Origin of the sequence: Pantoea cypripedii, from assembly GCF_011395035.1 — a bacterium.
In the GTDB taxonomy this organism is placed as follows: Bacteria; Pseudomonadota; Gammaproteobacteria; order Enterobacterales; family Enterobacteriaceae; genus Pantoea; species Pantoea cypripedii_A.
This window is the reverse complement of the sequence record NZ_CP024768.1, coordinates 1,437,494-1,454,911: the sequence shown is the minus strand read 5'-3', so window position 1 is coordinate 1,454,911 and position 17,418 is coordinate 1,437,494. Positions and strand designations below refer to the sequence as shown.

The window sequence follows — 17,418 nt, the reverse complement described above, 5'->3', positions numbered from 1 at the left end:
ACGGGAAATTGTGCGCCAGAATGGTAATGGCCTCTGGCACAAAAGTAAATTGCGGTGCGAGGAAACGCAGGCCGAATTGACCTGCATCATCATTAGCTTGCGGCGTCTTTAATCGGCGTGGTGGTGGAAGAGGGATTACGCAGATACTCACGCAGAATACCGTGGCGTGCCATCACCCAGAAAATCCCGACACAGACGAGGAATTCAGCAATCACCATCGACCATGCCGCGCCAATGGCACCGTATTTCCAGGCCAGGAAGGCACAGACCGGAATATTAATGACGCCCGGACCGAGCATCACCAGCATGCGCTGACGCGCCAGGCCATGCGGGATCAACACCTGCAAACCTGCCGGGTAAGCAATGTTGCCAAACAGGAAACACAGCACAAATACGCGTAACACGTCAGCCGAGGCGACAAATTGCGGGCCGAGCAGAATACGCACCACTTCATCAGCGAAGAAATACGTGAAGATCACAATACCGAAGCTGAGCAGAAACGAGATCAGCAAGCTCTTACGCGTTGCCGCAATGGCCGCTGCTTTATCACGCGCAAACAGATAACTGACGCGCGGAAAAAACGCGTTGCCAATCTGTTCCGGCACCGAGTTGGCAGCCTTACGCAGACGGTCGGCCCCGTTATAGATCCCGATGGCATAATGCGAGGTAAAGGCGGCCAGAATCACCACGTTGACGCTGTTAAACAGGTTAGCACCGGCGATAGCGATAAATACGTGCACGCTGTCTTTCAGACGCTGCATGATTTCACTGGGTTCGAAGCGGTAGCGACCAATCACCTTCATCTTCAGCACAAACCGCAGGGTAATCAGCGCGCTGATAAGCGACACCACACCCGGAATCATCGCCGCCAGCCAGGTATCATTCGGCGTTCTCACCAGCAGAAACGTCAGTGGGATGGCGCAGAAATTGCCGAAGGTGGCAATGACGGCCGTTTTACCGAGCTTCTCAAAGCCCTGCATCAGCCAGCCAAAGGAGAACAACGATCCCAGCAGCGTGGTACAGTTCGCCAGTACTATCCAGAACAGGTAGTGCCAGGACGGATTTAACCAGGTGGCGAGTAACAGCACACCGCTGGTTGGAAGCATCAGCATCAATTTAGCATTGAAGGTTGACCAGAATATCTGCGTCACCCGGACTTTATCCTCACGGTGGTGAGCAATGTCCCTGGTGGTATAAACGTTAAAACCCCAGTCAGAGATGGTGCTGCAATAAAGCACGCAGGCGATGGCCAACGCCAGTACCCCCATTTGGTTGACGCCGAGTATCCGCGCCAGATAGGGTAAGGTGACTAAAGGAAAGAGAAATGACGCTCCCCGATAGGCCAGCAAAGATAAAATATTAATCACTAAACTCTTATCGAGTGTTTTTGCCATGACGCAACAACCTTAATGCTCATACCAGTAATGACTTTCGCACTTATCCCTGATGCAATCAAACCACCGGAACACTTTTCGGAATAAGGCGGTTTTTCTTCAACTCTTTAATCACTTTGTAATTTTGCATGCGGATAAAAAGTTCGGGTTGATTCAGCAGCAACCATTCCTTTAAACCGGAGGGTTTGATTTCACGACCCAGGTAACGAATAGCATTAATCACGTAACAGGGCACTGGCGTGCGGTTATAAAGCGAGAGGTAAATCATTAAGCGGAAAGAATGTAACAAATATTCCTTTTGTAACTGACTACGCCATTTATTTTTTACCAGCGTGGTCATGAGATCGTGATATGCCTGCATAAACGCATGGTAACGCTGCTGGAAATAATCACTATTTTTCTCTCCATTGGTTAATGACCCCTGGCGAACGCGTTGCTGATAATAGCTTTTCTCGCTGACCCAGGCGTGACGACTTTTGAGAAAAGCACCCAGACTGAAACAGTGATCTTCATGCACCCGGTGCTGGAAACGCAGTTGATATTTATCGATCACCGAGCGTTTCAACAGGTAGTTCCATGCGGCGGAAGTATAAGTACCATTACGTAATAAAGAGGAAAAAACAAGGAGTGGTGATTGCAGACCGGTCAGTTCATGTCTCACTTTTGCCACGACGCGCTGGGGCTGGTCATGGTCGAACGCCACTGAATTAAAGCAGAACAGCTCCACCTGCGGATGCATTTGCACCACCTGCTGTAACTCGTTGACCAGCCCTTGCACCACGCGATCGTCCGGGTCACAGAAGAACAAATATTCCCCCTGTGCCAGCTCAACACCTTTATCACGCGCTGACCCAGCTCCCCCATTGGGCACGGTAATGATCTGCACCTGTGGCAGGTTGGCGTAATGTTGGTTAAGAAGATACAAGGTGTCATCAGTAGAACTGTCGTTAATGATAATGATCTCATTGGGTGCGGATATTTGCTGCAATAGTGAATCCACACATTCAACAATATATTTTTCTACGTTATAAGCCGGAATGATAACGGAAAGTAGTTTCTCTGACATAAGCACTCTCTTTTTTGACAACCTGGTAAAAAGAAAAACAGCAATCACATCCATGTGCGCCAGAACGCACGGAATGCATCATCAAAAAAATCATTTAGCGTTAGCTTAATCAGCGTGTTGTCGTTTTGACAGTTTTGTTTTTTTAACCTCGACTGACAACACCAGATAAAAATATTATTGATCGTGAAGAATGGTTTCTTTATTTTTACTCTGTTGAGTTGTGGTTTATTTTCCGGCTCACGCCTGAATTTTACCATTTGTAATTTAAGACGAGTATACGTAAAAAACTGGCCAGCATGGCTTTCTCCTGCACGCTGAAAAAATAATAAATTTGATACCACAGGATACAAATGGACATAACTGCAGCGCAGACGCCACCGGTTTGATGATTGTTTTTACGGGGAATTATCGCCCGTATATTAACATTGTCTCTCTTCATTCCGGTATGGTACTGACATCTGATCTGGATTGCGCAGATACATTTTTTATCCTTCCACATACTAATAAAATCACCTGCGCATCTTTTATTGCATAAAGGGAATAAATCATTTCTATTTTGTGACATCCGGCTTTTCGGATTAGTCGTAACCCTCCCCCTGCCATCTTATTATTGACGGCCCCACCCATTTGCAGATTCCGGCTTAACATTGCCGGATAAATCATTTAAGCCCCGCCCCCCGCTCTGTCAGGATTAAGCCATCGGTTCTCAATATCAGATAATCAATAACTTTCAGTTATAAGGAGTGACTATGCGGGTTATTACGCTGGCAGGCAGCCCACGATTTCCTTCCCGTTCCACCGCGTTGCTGAGCCTGTGCCAGCACGCACTGGAAGCGCGCGGTGTCGAAGTGATCCCCTGGAATATTCACAACTTTCAACCGGAAGATCTGCTCTATGCGCGTTTCGATTCTCCGGCGCTTCAGGCATTAAAAGAGGATTTGGCCAGTGCCGATGGCCTGATCGTCGCCACACCGATTTATAAAGCCTCCTTTTCGGGAGCACTGAAGACGCTGCTCGACCTGCTGCCAGAGCGTGCGCTGGAGCACAAAGTAGTGTTACCCCTGGCAAGCGGCGGTAGCGTGGCACATATGCTGGCGGTGGATTACGCCCTGAAACCGGTGCTGAACGCCCTGAAAGCCCAGGAAGTGCTGCACGGTGTCTTCGCCGACGATAGCCAGATTAGCCATTATGACCGCCAGCCAGAACTGGATCAGTTGCTGGCCGCGCGCATTGATGAAGCGCTGGATACCTTCTGGTATGCGTTACACCGCCGCCATCAACTCTACGCTAAAGCCGTATAAAGGAAGATCGTGATGAAACGGACGCTATCGCGCTGGCTGGCTGCCCTTGCAACGGTGCTGACGCTGAATCTCAGCGTGCATGCCGCGCAGGCACCTGCACAGTTTCGTATCGGTTATCAAAAAGGTTCGGTCAGCATGGTGCTGGCTAAGTCACACCAGCTGCTGGAACAACGTTTTCCACACACGCAGATTCAATGGATTGAGTTTCCTGCTGGTCCGCAAATGCTGGAAGCATTGAATGTCGGCAGTATTGACCTTGGCAGCACCGGCGATATCCCGCCGATTTTTGCCCAGGCGGCAGGTGCTGATTTGCTGTATGTCGGTGCGGAACCGCCGAAGCCAAAAGCCGAGGTGATTCTGGTGCCAAAAGATAGCCCGATCCACAGCGTGGCCGACTTGAAAGGTCATAAGGTGGCGTTTCAGAAAGGCTCCAGCTCGCACAATCTTTTATTACGTGCGCTGGCGCAGGCCGGTCTGAGCTTTAAAGATATCCAGCCTGCTTATCTGACGCCCGCTGATGCGCGCGCCGCTTTTCAGCAGGGGGATGTCGATGCCTGGGCAATCTGGGATCCCTATTACTCTGCCGCGCTACTGCAGGGCAATGTGCGCGTGCTGGCGGATGGCAGCAAGCTGAATCAAACCGGCTCGTTCTATCTCGCTACCCGTAAATTTACCGAAGCTAATGGCAATTTTGTGCAGCAGGTGCTGCAAACCTTCAGTGACGCCGATGCCCTGACGCGTAGCCAGCGCGATCAAAGTATTGACCTGCTGGCGCAGGCGATGGGTTTGTCCAGGCCGGTCATTGCCAGCTATCTCGATCATCGTCCACCCACCACCATTACGCCGGTCAGCGCCCATACGGCGCAGGCCCAACAGCAAACCGCTGACCTGTTTTATGCCAATCATTTGATGCCGGTAAAAGTCAACATCGCCGATCGCATCTGGCAACCACAGTCCGCCCAGCCTTAAGGAGTCAACAATGAGCGTATCCGTATTCTGGTTTCTTCCTACTCACGGTGATGGCCGCTATCTCGGCACGGCCGAAGGGGCACGTGCGGTTGATCATGCTTATCTGCAACAGGTGGCGCAGGCTGCCGACCGCCTTGGTTTTGGTGGCGTCCTGATTCCGACCGGGCGCTCCTGTGAAGACGCCTGGCTGGTCGCGGCGTCACTGATTCCGGTCACGCAGCGTCTGCGTTTTCTGGTGGCACTGCGCCCAGGGGTGATTTCTCCCACCCAGGCCGCGCGTCAGGCAGCAACCCTCGATCGCCTCTCCAATGGTCGCGTGTTGTTTAACCTGGTGACCGGTGGCGACCCGGAAGAACTGGAGGGTGACGGCGTGTTTCATGATCACCGCGAGCGTTACGTTGAGTCCGCTGAGTTTACCCGTATCTGGCGTCGGGTACTGGAAGGCGAAACCGTCGATTATGACGGCAAGCACGTCAAAGTCCGCGGTGCTCGCCTGCTGTATAAACCGGTGCAACAACCGCGCCCACCGTTGTGGTTTGGTGGCTCCTCCGATGCCGCGCAGGATTTGGCCGCGGAACAGGTTGATGTCTATCTCACCTGGGGTGAACCACCGGCACTGGTGAAAGAGAAAATTGCCCAGGTACGTGCCAAAGCCGAGGCGCAGGGCCGCAAAGTACGTTTTGGCATTCGTTTGCACGTTATCGTGCGTGAAACCAACGAAGAAGCGTGGCGGGCAGCCGATCAGCTGATTTCTCATCTGGATGACGCCACCATCGCCAAAGCACAGGCAGGGTTCGCGCGTTACGATTCCGTCGGCCAGCAACGGATGGCGGCGCTGCACGGTGGCCGTCGTGACAAGCTGGAAGTCAGTCCGAATCTGTGGGCCGGGGTTGGCCTGGCGCGGACCGGTGCCGGTACGGCGTTAGTCGGTGATGGCCCGACAGTGGCCGCACGCATGCAGGAATATAGAGATCTCGGCATCGAGACCTTTATTCTCTCCGGCTATCCACATCTGGAGGAAGCGTACCGCGTAAGTGAATTGCTGTTCCCACATCTTGACCTCGACGTGCCGCAGATTCCCCAGCCGCGTAAGATTCAGCCGCACGGTGAAGTCGTAGGGAATGACTACATGCCGCAGAAAGTCGCGCAGAGTTGAGGAGCAAATAATGTCCAGGAAACAGCTCAGTAACGCCTTCCTGCCGTGGTTGCTGCCGGTGCTGTTGGTGGTGGTCTGGCAGCTGGCGTCACAAACCGGGTTGCTGTCGACGCGCATCCTGCCGTCGCCGGAGAATATCCTGATAACCTTCTGGCATCTCACCGCCAGCGGTGAGTTGTGGCAGAACCTCGCCATCAGCAGCTGGCGCGCGGCAATTGGTTTCGGGATTGGCGGATCCATTGGCCTGGTGCTGGGTCTGATTACCGGCACTTCACGTCTCGGCGAGCGCCTGCTCGATACCTCGGTGCAGATGCTGCGTAACGTGCCCCACCTGGCGCTGATCCCGCTGGTGATCCTGTGGTTCGGCATTGATGAGGCGGCAAAAATTTTTCTCGTCGCGCTCGGCACCATGTTCCCCATCTATCTCAACACTTATCACGGTATCCGCAATATCGATCGTGGTCTGGTGGAGATGGCGCGCAGCTATGGCCTTTCCGGCTGGAGCCTGTTTATTCAGGTGATTCTGCCCGGCGCGCTGCCGTCCATTATGGTGGGCGTGCGTTTTGCGCTGGGCCTGATGTGGCTGACGCTGATTGTGGCCGAAACGATTTCCGCCAACTCTGGCATTGGCTATCTGGCGATGAACGCCCGCGAATTTCTGCAAACCGATGTGGTGGTAGTCGCCATCATTTTGTATGCCCTGCTCGGCAAACTGGCCGATGTCGCGGCACAACTGCTGGAACGCGTATGGCTGCGCTGGCACCCGGCTTATCAACTGAAGGAGGCTAACGCATGAGCACTGCAACCCTCACCCCGGCGCGTCTGAACAGCGGCACACCGGTGGGCGTTAACGGCGTCGTCAAACAATATGGCGACCGCACCATCCTGAATAATATTGACCTGCATATCCCGGCAGGACAATTTGTCGCCGTCGTTGGCCGCAGCGGCTGTGGGAAAAGTACCCTGCTGCGCCTGCTGGCCGGGCTGGAATCCACCACCCGCGGTGAATTGCTGGCCGGGAATGCCCCACTGGCGGCAGCCCGCGAGGATACGCGTCTGATGTTCCAGGACGCCCGCCTGCTGCCGTGGAAAAAAGTGATTGATAACGTCGGCCTCGGATTGAAAGGCCGCGCCTGGCGTGAAAATGCACGGGAAGCGCTGGAGGCAGTCGGCCTGGCGGAACGCGCCAATGAATGGCCTGCGGCGCTCTCTGGTGGTCAGAAACAGCGTGTGGCGCTGGCACGTGCGTTGATTCACCGTCCCGGCCTGTTGTTGCTGGACGAACCGCTCGGGGCGCTTGATGCGCTGACGCGTATTGAGATGCAGGGACTGATTGAAGCGTTATGGCAGCAACATAACTTCACCGTGCTGTTAGTCACCCACGATGTCAGCGAAGCGGTCGCCATGGCGGACCGGGTGTTGCTGATTGAAGAAGGCCAGATTGGACTGGATTTAACGGTTGATCTGCCGCGCCCACGCCGTCGCGGTTCTGCCCGGCTGGCCGAGCTGGAAGCGGAAGTGCTGGATCGCGTGATGAAGCGGAGCGCCGCTGAGCAACCCCTTAAGTTTGCCCAACAACGATGACAGAACCCGTAGCGGCGCGATTTATCGCGCGTGTTTTGAAAAGATGCGCGATAAATCGCACCGCTACGGTTAATGCAAATTACTTACGCATTCAATGCCTTGGTGATCTTCTCGTACAGATCCCCGGACAGTTTATCCAGCCCTTTCAGCGTCTCCAGCGCCTGACGCATCAGCGCCTGGCGCCCTGCATCGTAACGTTTCAGACGAATCAGCGGCTCGATCATGCGCGCAGCAACCTGCGGGTTACGCGTGTTGAGGTCGGTCAGCATCTCCACCAGGAACTGATAACCACTGCCATCTTTGGCATGGAAGGCCGACGGATTGGCCGAGGCAAACGCACCAATCAGTGAACGGATGCGGTTCGGGTTCCCCATGGTGAAGGAACGATGATGCAATAGCTCCCGCACTTTGCTCAGGACGTCAGCCGCCGGGCTGGTGGCCTGCAACACGAACCATTTGTCCATCACCAGACCATCCTGATGCCAGCGTTCGTCATACGCCGCCAGCAACGCATCGCGACACGGCAACTGCGCAGCAACCGCCGCTGACAACGCGGCCAGCGCATCGGTCATGTTGGTGGCCTGCTGATACTGTTCCTGCACCAGTTTGTCCGCCTGTTCCGCATCGGCAAACGCCAGATAACCCAGACACACATTTTTCAGCGCACGCTTGCCAATTTCCGCATGCTCGATGTGGTAGACACTGCTCTGATTAGCACGATAAACCGCCAGCAACTCATCACTCAGTTCTTTGGCCAGGGTGCGTACCAGCGCTTCCCGGACTTCAGCAATCGCCTGCGGATCAATCACCTCGAACAACTCAGCGATTTCATTTTCTGACGGCAGTGACAGGATCAGCGCCATCAACGCCGGGTCGCCCTGCTCATCCAGCAGCACCGCACGGAAAGCATCGGCCACATGCAGCGGCAGCGACAGCGGCTGCCCCTGCTGATGACGTGCCACATTCAGACGGATATACGTCGCCAGCAGACTCTGCGCCGCATCCCAGCGTGAGAAATCGTTGCGCGCATGGCGCATCAGGAACGTCAGCTGTGCATCGCTCCATTTATAGTCGAGCTTCACCGGCGCAGAGAATTCACGCAGCAGTGAGGGCACCGGCTGAAAATAGACGTTATCAAACACGAAGCTCTGGAACTCTTCGGTCACGTTCAGCACATGGTGCACCGGATGGCCGTTATGTTGCAGCGGAATAACCTTGCCTTCACCATCGTAAAGTTCGATATCCAGCGGGATATGCAGCGGCAGTTTCTCTTTCTGCTCAGCGGTGGGCGGCGTGTGCTGGGTCACATGCAGCGTATATTGCTCCAGCTCCGGGTTGTAATCATCACGTACCGTCAGCACCGGCGTACCCGCCTGGCTATACCAGCGGCGGAACTGCGACAGATCAACATTGGAAGCATCTTCCATCGCCTGAACAAAATCGTCGCAGGTGGCGGCGCTGCCATCGTGACGCTCAAAGTAAAGCTGCATCCCCTTCTGGAAATTCTCTTCGCCCAACAGGGTATGCATCATACGGATCACTTCAGAACCTTTTTCATACACCGTCAGGGTGTAGAAATTGTTCATCTCAATCACCTGATCCGGACGGATGGGATGTGCCATCGGGCTGGCATCTTCAGCAAACTGCGCACCACGCATTACGCGGACGTTATCGATACGATTGACGGCGCGCGAGCCAAGGTCCGAGCTGAATTCCTGATCGCGGAACACCGTCAGGCCCTCTTTCAGGCTGAGCTGGAACCAGTCGCGGCAGGTGACACGGTTGCCGGTCCAGTTATGGAAATATTCGTGGCCGATCACCGCTTCGATGCCGAGATAATCTTTGTCGGTGGCGGTTTCCGCTTTCGCCAGTACATATTTTGAGTTAAAGACGTTGAGGCCTTTATTCTCCATTGCGCCCATATTGAAGAAATCGACCGCGACGATCATAAAGATATCGAGGTCGTATTCGAGACCAAAGCGTTCTTCATCCCACGCCATGCTGTTTTTCAGCGAGGTCATCGCCCAGTCAGCACGATCCAGGTTGCCGCGATCGACGAAGATCTCCAGCGCGACATCACGCCCTGAACGGGTGGTGAAGCTGTCACGCAGCACGTCAAAATCACCGGCCACCAGCGCAAACAGATAACAGGGTTTCGGGAACGGATCCTGCCATTTTACCCAATGACGGCCATCTTCATGACGACCGCTCTCCAGCTTGTTACCGTTGGAGAGCAGGAACGGATAGCGCGCCGCATCAGCAATAATGGTGGTGGTAAAGCGCGCCAGCACGTCCGGGCGATCCAGATACCAGGTGATGTGCCGGAAACCTTCCGCTTCGCACTGGGTGCACAGCGCTTCACCCGACTGGTACAACCCTTCCAGGGCGGTATTTTTATCCGGATGGATATCATTAATGATGGTCAGGGTGAAGTTGTCCGGCAACTGGCTCAGCACCAGCGCACCGTCTTCCTCGCGATAATGCGACCAGGCATTGCCATCGACCGCCAGTGACACCAGCGTGAGGTCTTCGCCATCCAGACGCAGTTCTGCCTGGCCAGCCCCTAAACGCTTCACCTGGCTGACTGCGGTGACACGCGTGGTGGCCGCATCAAGATCAAACGTCAGATCGATATCGGTGATGGTGAAATCAGGCGCACGGTAGTCGTGACGATATTTAATTTGCGGCTGTTGCGTCATAAATCCTTCTCGCATCGTTAAAATGTTTACCCGTCAAAGTCTAAGCGGGTTGGGCCTCAGTTGCCACGCACAATGCGTGCCTTAGCAGAAAATGCTACAATTTATTAACAATGGCACAAATGACCCTCGACCCGACACCCGCAAATATGGTGTGATCGCCGTCTATTACTGTTTTATACTCCTGCGTCTTTATGACTTTGTTGAACACCGGGCTATGCTCCGCGGAAGAGGATGCTGAAACGCACCATGACAGGACACGCTTCCCCGATTTTGACCACGCTGCTTGATACCGATGCCTACAAGCTTCATATGCAGCAGGCCGTATATCATCGTTATTACGATGTCCCGGTCACGGCGGAGTTTCGCTGCCGTGGCGCTGAGTTGCTCGGCGTCTACGCGGACGAACTCCGTACCCATATCGATGCGATGCAATCCCTCGCCCTGAGCGAAGAGGAATATCGTTACCTTTCAGCCCTGCCCTTCTTTGACGCCGACTACCTCAGCTGGCTGCGCGGTTTCCGCTTCAATCCGCAGCAGGTCGTCGTCCGTAATGACCACGGTAAACTCGCCATTCAGATTAGCGGCCCGTGGCGTGAAGTGATTTTGTGGGAAGTGCCACTGCTGGCGTTGATTAGCGAGCTGGTACACCGTCATCGCACGCCGAACATTGGTGTGGAACAGGCGGTGGCGCATCTGCAGCATAAGCTGGTGGATTTTCGCCAGAAAGTGGGCGATCTGGATATGTCCCGCTTTCATCTGATGGACTTTGGCACCCGTCGCCGCTTTTCACAACCGGTGCAGGAAGCGATTGTCAGCACGCTGAAACAGGATTTCCCGTGGCTGGTTGGCACCAGTAACTATGACCTGGCGCGGCGTCTGCAACTCAACCCGGTCGGCACCCAGGCACATGAATGGTTCCAGGCGCATCAGCAGATTAGCCCGGTGCTGGCCAACAGCCAGCGCGCGGCGCTGCAATCCTGGCTGGACGAGTATGATGACCAGCTCGGCATCGCCCTCACCGATTGCATTACGATGGATGCGTTCCTGCGTGATTTTGGCCCCGGCTTTGCTCACCGCTATCAGGGCTTACGTCATGATTCGGGTGACCCGGTGGAATGGGGTGAGAAAGCCATTGCCCATTATCAGCGGCTGGATATCGATCCACTCAGCAAGACGCTGGTGTTCTCGGACAATCTCGACCTGGATAAAGCGCTGGGGCTGTACCGTCATTTTGGCCAGCGCGCCAATGTGGTGTTTGGTATCGGCACGCGTCTGACCTGCGATATCCCTGGAGTCACGCCGCTGAATATCGTGATCAAACTGGTGAGCTGCAACGGCAAACCGGTAGCAAAACTTTCCGACAGCCCCGGCAAAACCATCTGCCAGGATAAAGCCTTCGTGCGGGCACTGCGTAAAGCCTTTGACCTGCCGTTGGTGAAAAGAGCCAGCTAACCTTTCTACAGCAGGGTGTCAGCACCCTGCTGTTCTGCAACAAATCTCCCCCTGACCAGGCAATTTTGCTTGTTTCCTGATGGCTCGCAAGTAACATAGCAAAACCCCAAATGGGGGATTACATTACTTCATCTATATAAAGAGAGAAATTTATGAGCGTAGTGCCTGTAGCGGATGTACTACACGGCCGTGTCGCGGTTGACAGTGAAGTCACCGTACGTGGTTGGGTGCGTACCCGAAGAGATTCCAAAGCCGGTCTTTCCTTTATCGCCGTTTATGACGGTTCCTGCTTTAATCCCGTTCAGGCTGTCGTCAATAATTCTCTGAATAATTATCAGGACGAAGTGCTGCGTCTGACCACGGGTTGCTCGGTCATCATTACCGGCAAAGTGGTGGAATCACCGGGTGAAGGCCAGGCATTTGAATTGCAGGCCACCAGCGTGGAAGTGGTTGGCTGGGTTGACGATCCGGATACCTATCCGATGGCGGCGAAACGCCACAGCATCGAATACCTGCGTGAAGTGGCGCACCTGCGTCCGCGTACCAACCTGATTGGCGCAGTTGCACGTGTCCGCCATACCCTGGCCCAGGCACTGCATCGCTTTTTCCATGAAAATGGTTATTTCTGGGTTTCCACGCCGCTGATCACCGCTTCCGATACCGAAGGTGCCGGTGAAATGTTCCGCGTTTCGACGCTGGATCTGGAAAACCTGCCGCGCGATCCGCAGGGCAAAATTGACTTCGATAAAGACTTCTTCGGTAAAGAAGCTTTCCTGACGGTATCCGGCCAGCTCAACGGTGAAACCTACGCCTGTGCGCTGTCGAAGGTCTACACCTTTGGCCCAACCTTCCGTGCGGAAAACTCCAACACCAGCCGCCATCTGGCCGAGTTCTGGATGCTGGAGCCGGAAGTGGCGTTTGCCACCCTCGATGACGCCGCAGCACTGGCTGAAGCCATGCTGAAATACGTGTTTAAAGCCGTGCTGGAAGAACGCGCAGACGATCTGGCGTTCTTTGCTGAACGCGTAGACAAAGATGCGATTTCTCGCCTGGAACGTTTTGTTAAAGCAGATTTCGCGCAGGTGGACTACACCGATGCGATCGAAATTCTGCTGAAAAGCGGCCAGAGTTTCGAAAATCCGGTCTCCTGGGGCGTGGATTTGTCATCCGAACACGAGCGTTATCTTGCCGAGCAGCACTTCAAGGCACCGGTGGTGGTGAAAAACTATCCGAAAGATATCAAAGCCTTCTACATGCGCATGAACGAAGATGGCAAAACCGTGGCGGCGATGGACGTGCTGGCGCCAGGCATTGGCGAAATCATCGGTGGTTCACAGCGTGAAGAACGTCTGGATGTGCTGGATGCGCGCCTTGCTGAGATGGGTCTGAATAAAGAAGATTACTGGTGGTACCGTGACTTACGTCGTTACGGCACCGTGCCGCACTCCGGTTTCGGTTTAGGTTTCGAACGGTTAATCGCCTATGTCACCGGCGTACAAAATGTAAGGGATGTTATCCCCTTCCCACGTACACCGCGCAACGCCAATTTCTAAAATCCGCGATTAATTATAAGTAATTCATATATATAACGAGGTCGGCTTAGCCGGCCTTTTTTTATTTTTGTAAATTTAGAGTTCTCTCACAAAGTTCCCGATATTTTACATTTTGTAATACATATTTTCTTTTTGATACCCAATTGCGAGATTAGTAGCATTTTCGGGGTAGAATTACCAACCATGGGATGGAAAGATGCGTGCAGACACAGGAGACACCAAACTTCTTTCAAGGTTCCCGTAAAGGTTTCTTGACGGCAGTGGCAGGTGTCCAAATAACTCCAATGAGGGTAATAAAAAATGATGAAGCGCAACATTCTTGCAGTGGTTATCCCTGCTCTGTTAGCTGCTGGTGCAGCAAACGCAGCAGAAATCTACAACAAAGATGGCAACAAATTAGACCTGTACGGTAAAGTTGATGGTCTGCATTACTTCTCTGACGACTCAGGCAACGACGGCGACCAGTCTTACGTGCGCTTCGGCTTCAAAGGTGAAACTCAGATCACCGACCAGCTGACCGGTTACGGCCAGTGGGAATACAACATCCAGGCTAACAACTCTGAAGGCACTGCAGACGCACAAACTGGCAACAAAACCCGTCTGGGCTTTGCTGGTTTGAAATTCGCTGACGCGGGTTCTTTCGACTACGGCCGTAACTACGGCGTTGTTTACGATGCAATCGGCTGGACCGACATGCTGCCAGAATTTGGTGGCGATTCTGGTTACTCTGATAACTTCCTGGCTGGCCGTTCTACCGGTCTGGCAACCTACCGTAACACCAACTTCTTCGGTCTGGTTGATGGTCTGAACTTCGCTCTGCAGTACCAGGGCAAAAATGACCGTACTGACGACATCCGTCGTGCGAACGGTGACGGCTGGGGTACTTCAATCTCCTATACCTCTCCGATCGGTGTAGGCATCGTAGGTGCATATGGTTCCAGCGATCGTACCAACGCGCAGAACACAGCCACCTATGGTCGCGGCGACAAAGCTCAGCAGTGGGCAACTGCGCTGAAATATGACGCGAACAACGTTTACCTGGCAGCAATGTACAGTGAAACCCGCAACGCGACCTACATCAGCGACGCTAATGGTGCTGATGGTTTTGCTAACAAATCTCAGGTTATCGAATTCGTAGCACAGTATCAGTTCGACTTCGGCCTGCGTCCGTCTATCGCCTACGTTCAGTCTAAAGGCAAAGACATCGAAGGTATCGGCGATGCTGACCTGTACAAATATATCGATGTGGGCGCAACCTACTACTTCAACAAAAACATGTCTACCTATGTTGATTACAAAATCAACCAGCTGGATGACAACAACCCGCTGGGTCTGAACACCGACGATATCGTAGCAGTTGGTCTGGTTTACCAGTTCTAATCTGTCGATTAGCACCGCGTAATACCTTAAAAACGGAGCCTTATGGCTCCGTTTTGCATTTCAGTGATCCGCTTCAAAATAAGCTGCATTAATCCCTGCGTCGGTATTATTTCTTTTTCGTCTCAGCGGTTGGCAAGCGTGCCATCTGACGCTAACCTGATAGCTCATTTTGCTAAAGTTCACGCAACTGGACCTCACTCATGTTTGAATCGATCTCTGCCGCACCCGCCGATCCTATCCTTGGTCTGGCCGACCTGTTTCGCGCCGACGACCGCCCGAATAAAATCAACCTTGGCATTGGTGTTTATAAAGATGAAACCGGTAAAACTCCGGTACTCACCAGTGTAAAAAAAGCTGAGCAATATTTGCTGGAAAACGAAACCACCAAAAATTACCTCAGCATTGATGGCCTGGCTGATTTCGCGCGTTGTACCCAGGAACTGTTGTTTGGCAAAGAGAGCACGCTGGTGACCGCCGGACGCGCCTGCACGGCTCAAACACCGGGTGGTACGGGGGCGTTGCGTGTAGCCGCAGATTTCCTCGCTAATCAGACCAGCGTGAAGCGTGTATGGGTGAGTAATCCAAGCTGGCCGAACCACAAAAATGTGTTTAACGCGGCGGGCCTCGAAGTCTGTGATTATCAGTACTACGATGCGGCAAACCATACGCTGGATTTTGATGGCATGGTGGCGTCACTGCGTGAAGCGAAAGCGGGTGATGTGGTGCTGTTCCACGGCTGCTGCCACAACCCAACCGGTATCGATCCGACTGCGGAACAATGGCAGCAACTGGCAGAGCTCTCTCAGGCGAATGGCTGGCTGCCACTGTTTGACTTTGCCTACCAGGGCTTTGCCCGTGGTCTGGATGAAGATGCAGAAGGCCTGCGTATTTTTGCTGCTTCACATCAGGAGCTGATTGTTGCCAGCTCTTACTCGAAAAACTTTGGCCTGTATAACGAACGCGTTGGTGCGCTGACGCTGGTCGCCGCCAGCAGCGATGTGGCAAAAACCGCCTTCAGCCAGGTGAAATACAGCATTCGCGCCAACTACTCAAACCCGCCTGCTCACGGCGCTGCGGTAGTCGCGACCATTCTCGGCAACGATGCCCTGCGTACTATCTGGCAACAGGAACTGACCGATATGCGCCAGCGTATTCAGCGCATGCGTCAGCTGTTCGTCAACACGCTGGCTTCGAGCGGCGCGCAACAGGACTTCAGCTTTATCATTAAACAGAACGGCATGTTCTCGTTCAGCGGCCTGACAAAAGATCAGGTGATCCGTTTGCGTGAAGAGTTCGGCGTGTATGCGGTGAATTCCGGTCGCGTTAACGTTGCCGGGATGACGCCAGACAATATGTCGGCGCTGTGCGAAGCGATTGTCGCAGTGCTGTAAGGATTAACCCGTAGCGGCGCAATTTATCGCGCATTCCGTGCACGATGCCGGAAAACCCGCGCGATAAATCGCGCCGCTACGGACACGGATTACAGGAAAGGATTACTGATACGTTCGCGGCCCAGCGTGGAGATCGGTCCATGCCCCGGAACGAAGGTCACATCATCGCCCAGCGGCAGGAGCTTGGTTTTAATCGCCGCGATCAAATCGCTGTGGCTTCCCTGGGGAAAATCGGTCCGGCCAACACCGCCGTTAAAGATGACATCCCCGGAGATCAGCAGACGACCGGCACGGTCGAAAAACACGATATGGCCCGGCGTATGGCCAGGGCAATGCAACACTTCCAGCGTCACCTCACCGACCTGCACCGTTTCCCCCTCTTCCAGCCAGCGATCTGGCGTCAGTGGTGCGCATTCCGGCAAACCAAACATTTGGCTCTGCACCGGCAATCCATCCAGCCAGTATTTATCGCGTAACTGTGGTCCGATAATCGGTACCTGAAAATGGGCCGCCAGCTCGGCCGCCGCGCCGACATGGTCGAGATGTCCATGTGTCAGCAGAATCTGTTGCGGGGTAATGCCACGCTCAGCCAGCACCGCGATGATGGTGGCAGCATCGCCACCCGGATCCACCAGCGCGGCCTGCTGGGTATCATCCCCCCAGATAACTGAACAGTTCTGGGAAAATGCCGTGACCGGAATAATGAGGTAGTTCATAGCGCTCCATGACCGACACACGCAGCGCTGCCGGTATCAGGACCAGTGCCTTACAGGACCAGTGTCAATGTGAACAAAGTTGCTGCGCGGGTAATATCCTACACCACCTGCACGCAGAGATAACGCCGCTTTGCGAACATTGTTCAGGGCAATGCCTTCGATATGAAAATCCATCGCCTGGCCTTTGGTGTGATAACTGTGTTTCGCCACACCCGGGCCCGACTCGCGCAGCATATTGTTGGTGGCGATGGTGCGGTAACCCGACACCAGCTGAATCGGTTTACGCGTGCCCAGCAACGCCTGCAGGCGATAAATCTGGTCAAACAGATGGGGATCGATCTTTCTCATCTGATTGGCACGGTAGTCGCGGAAAAAGTGATTTAAGCGAGCTAACTCATCCTTGTCATAACTCTTGCCGTTAAAAAACTCCGTTTTAAGGGTTTCACCGGTGTGAAGGTTATTGAGCGTCAAAATTCGCGGACGGGAGGTGGAAAGCGAGGCCAGTGCTGAGCCAGGAAGCAGTGACAGACCTGCGGCTGCCCCTCCGATCAGGAGCAATTTACGACGCTGAGAATCAAAATTAGCCATTTAGCGGGTTTACCTGAGATTAATGCGATAAAAAATGTGTAAAAAGCACACAAGGCGGAACATTAACCGCAGCCATACACTCAGTCAACCCGTGGCCGGGAACAGAAAGGCCAAAACCAGCCCGACATCACTTATTCGGCACTGGTTTTGGGATTTTTAAATAGCGGGG

At 53.7% G+C, this 17,418-nt stretch carries 14 protein-coding genes; 9 read left to right on the top strand and 5 right to left on the bottom strand.

The annotated features are described in order from the left end of the window. Positions 1-92: 92 nt before the first annotated feature. Together CUN67_RS06695 and CUN67_RS06690 are read right to left on the bottom strand one after the other, a co-directional pair. Positions 93-1,394, bottom strand: a complete 1,302-nt coding sequence (locus tag CUN67_RS06695) for a flippase (protein ID WP_208714536.1) — start codon at positions 1,392-1,394, stop codon at positions 93-95. 58 nt (positions 1,395-1,452) lie between these two features. After that, complete coding sequence (locus CUN67_RS06690) at positions 1,453-2,460, bottom strand: glycosyltransferase family 2 protein (RefSeq protein ID WP_208714535.1); 1,008 nt, start codon at positions 2,458-2,460, stop codon at positions 1,453-1,455. A 749-nt stretch (positions 2,461-3,209) separates the two neighbouring features. On the opposite strand from CUN67_RS06690, the gene ssuE reads away from it, so the two are divergent. Genes ssuE through ssuB form a run of 5 tightly spaced genes read left to right on the top strand, consistent with a single transcriptional unit; the run spans position 3,210 to position 7,470 of the window. Next, positions 3,210-3,761: an NADPH-dependent FMN reductase gene (ssuE, locus tag CUN67_RS06685; protein ID WP_208714534.1), complete on the top strand. Its 552-nt coding sequence runs from the start codon at positions 3,210-3,212 to the stop codon at positions 3,759-3,761. A gap of 12 nt (positions 3,762-3,773) precedes the next feature. Beyond that, entirely contained in the window at positions 3,774-4,730 is a 957-nt protein-coding gene (locus CUN67_RS06680) for a sulfonate ABC transporter substrate-binding protein (RefSeq protein WP_208714533.1), read from the top strand. Positions 4,731-4,740: 10 nt separating this feature from the next. Beyond that, positions 4,741-5,886: an FMNH2-dependent alkanesulfonate monooxygenase gene (gene ssuD / locus CUN67_RS06675; protein WP_208714532.1), complete on the top strand. Its 1,146-nt coding sequence runs from the start codon at positions 4,741-4,743 to the stop codon at positions 5,884-5,886. Positions 5,887-5,896: 10 nt separating this feature from the next. Next, entirely contained in the window at positions 5,897-6,682 is a 786-nt protein-coding gene (gene ssuC / locus CUN67_RS06670) for an aliphatic sulfonate ABC transporter permease SsuC (protein ID WP_208714531.1), read from the top strand. Then, positions 6,679-7,470 (top strand): aliphatic sulfonates ABC transporter ATP-binding protein, encoded by a 792-nt coding sequence (gene ssuB / locus CUN67_RS06665; protein ID WP_208714530.1) that lies wholly within the window; start codon positions 6,679-6,681, stop codon positions 7,468-7,470. Before ssuC ends, ssuB begins: the two co-directional genes overlap by 4 nt. Positions 7,471-7,553: 83 nt before the next feature. Here ssuB and pepN read toward each other — a convergent pair whose 3' ends face one another. Beyond that, positions 7,554-10,169: an aminopeptidase N gene (gene pepN, locus CUN67_RS06660; RefSeq protein ID WP_208714529.1), complete on the bottom strand. Its 2,616-nt coding sequence runs from the start codon at positions 10,167-10,169 to the stop codon at positions 7,554-7,556. A gap of 246 nt (positions 10,170-10,415) precedes the next feature. Between pepN and pncB the strand changes: the two genes are divergently transcribed. From pncB to CUN67_RS06640, 4 genes are all read left to right on the top strand, one after another. Then, complete coding sequence (pncB, locus tag CUN67_RS06655) at positions 10,416-11,621, top strand: nicotinate phosphoribosyltransferase (RefSeq protein WP_208714528.1); 1,206 nt, start codon at positions 10,416-10,418, stop codon at positions 11,619-11,621. Between the two features lie 152 nt (positions 11,622-11,773). Continuing rightward, positions 11,774-13,174: an asparagine--tRNA ligase gene (gene asnS, locus CUN67_RS06650; RefSeq protein ID WP_208714527.1), complete on the top strand. Its 1,401-nt coding sequence runs from the start codon at positions 11,774-11,776 to the stop codon at positions 13,172-13,174. Between the two features lie 300 nt (positions 13,175-13,474). After that, positions 13,475-14,554, top strand: a complete 1,080-nt coding sequence (ompF, locus tag CUN67_RS06645) for a porin OmpF (RefSeq protein ID WP_302882400.1) — start codon at positions 13,475-13,477, stop codon at positions 14,552-14,554. A gap of 200 nt (positions 14,555-14,754) precedes the next feature. Next, positions 14,755-15,945, top strand: coding sequence for an amino acid aminotransferase (locus tag CUN67_RS06640; protein WP_208714526.1), 1,191 nt, complete (start codon positions 14,755-14,757; stop codon positions 15,943-15,945). Between the two features lie 89 nt (positions 15,946-16,034). On the opposite strand, the gene CUN67_RS06635 is transcribed toward CUN67_RS06640, so the two are convergent. Both CUN67_RS06635 and CUN67_RS06630 read right to left on the bottom strand, forming a co-directional pair. Beyond that, entirely contained in the window at positions 16,035-16,661 is a 627-nt protein-coding gene (locus CUN67_RS06635) for an MBL fold metallo-hydrolase (protein ID WP_208714525.1), read from the bottom strand. Positions 16,662-16,697: 36 nt separating this feature from the next. Next, positions 16,698-17,249, bottom strand: coding sequence for a YcbK family protein (locus CUN67_RS06630; RefSeq protein WP_208714524.1), 552 nt, complete (start codon positions 17,247-17,249; stop codon positions 16,698-16,700). Between the last annotated feature and the right edge of the window lie 169 nt (positions 17,250-17,418).

Bases quoted from the DNA above. Each gene is read 5' to 3' on its own strand.
- CUN67_RS06680 (WP_208714533.1), top strand. From the start codon at position 3,774: ATGAAACGGACGCTATCGCGCTGGCTGGCTGCCCTTGCAACGGTGCTG.
- CUN67_RS06690 (WP_208714535.1), bottom strand. From the start codon at position 2,460: ATGTCAGAGAAACTACTTTCCGTTATCATTCCGGCTTATAACGTAGAA.
- pncB (WP_208714528.1), top strand. From the start codon at position 10,416: ATGACAGGACACGCTTCCCCGATTTTGACCACGCTGCTTGATACCGAT.
- ssuE (WP_208714534.1), top strand. From the start codon at position 3,210: ATGCGGGTTATTACGCTGGCAGGCAGCCCACGATTTCCTTCCCGTTCC.
- pepN (WP_208714529.1), bottom strand. From the start codon at position 10,169: ATGACGCAACAGCCGCAAATTAAATATCGTCACGACTACCGTGCGCCT.
- ssuB (WP_208714530.1), top strand. From the start codon at position 6,679: ATGAGCACTGCAACCCTCACCCCGGCGCGTCTGAACAGCGGCACACCG.
- ompF (WP_302882400.1), top strand. From the start codon at position 13,475: ATGATGAAGCGCAACATTCTTGCAGTGGTTATCCCTGCTCTGTTAGCT.
- ssuD (WP_208714532.1), top strand. From the start codon at position 4,741: ATGAGCGTATCCGTATTCTGGTTTCTTCCTACTCACGGTGATGGCCGC.
- CUN67_RS06630 (WP_208714524.1), bottom strand. From the start codon at position 17,249: ATGGCTAATTTTGATTCTCAGCGTCGTAAATTGCTCCTGATCGGAGGG.
- ssuC (WP_208714531.1), top strand. From the start codon at position 5,897: ATGTCCAGGAAACAGCTCAGTAACGCCTTCCTGCCGTGGTTGCTGCCG.
- asnS (WP_208714527.1), top strand. From the start codon at position 11,774: ATGAGCGTAGTGCCTGTAGCGGATGTACTACACGGCCGTGTCGCGGTT.
- CUN67_RS06640 (WP_208714526.1), top strand. From the start codon at position 14,755: ATGTTTGAATCGATCTCTGCCGCACCCGCCGATCCTATCCTTGGTCTG.
- CUN67_RS06635 (WP_208714525.1), bottom strand. From the start codon at position 16,661: ATGAACTACCTCATTATTCCGGTCACGGCATTTTCCCAGAACTGTTCA.
- CUN67_RS06695 (WP_208714536.1), bottom strand. From the start codon at position 1,394: ATGGCAAAAACACTCGATAAGAGTTTAGTGATTAATATTTTATCTTTG.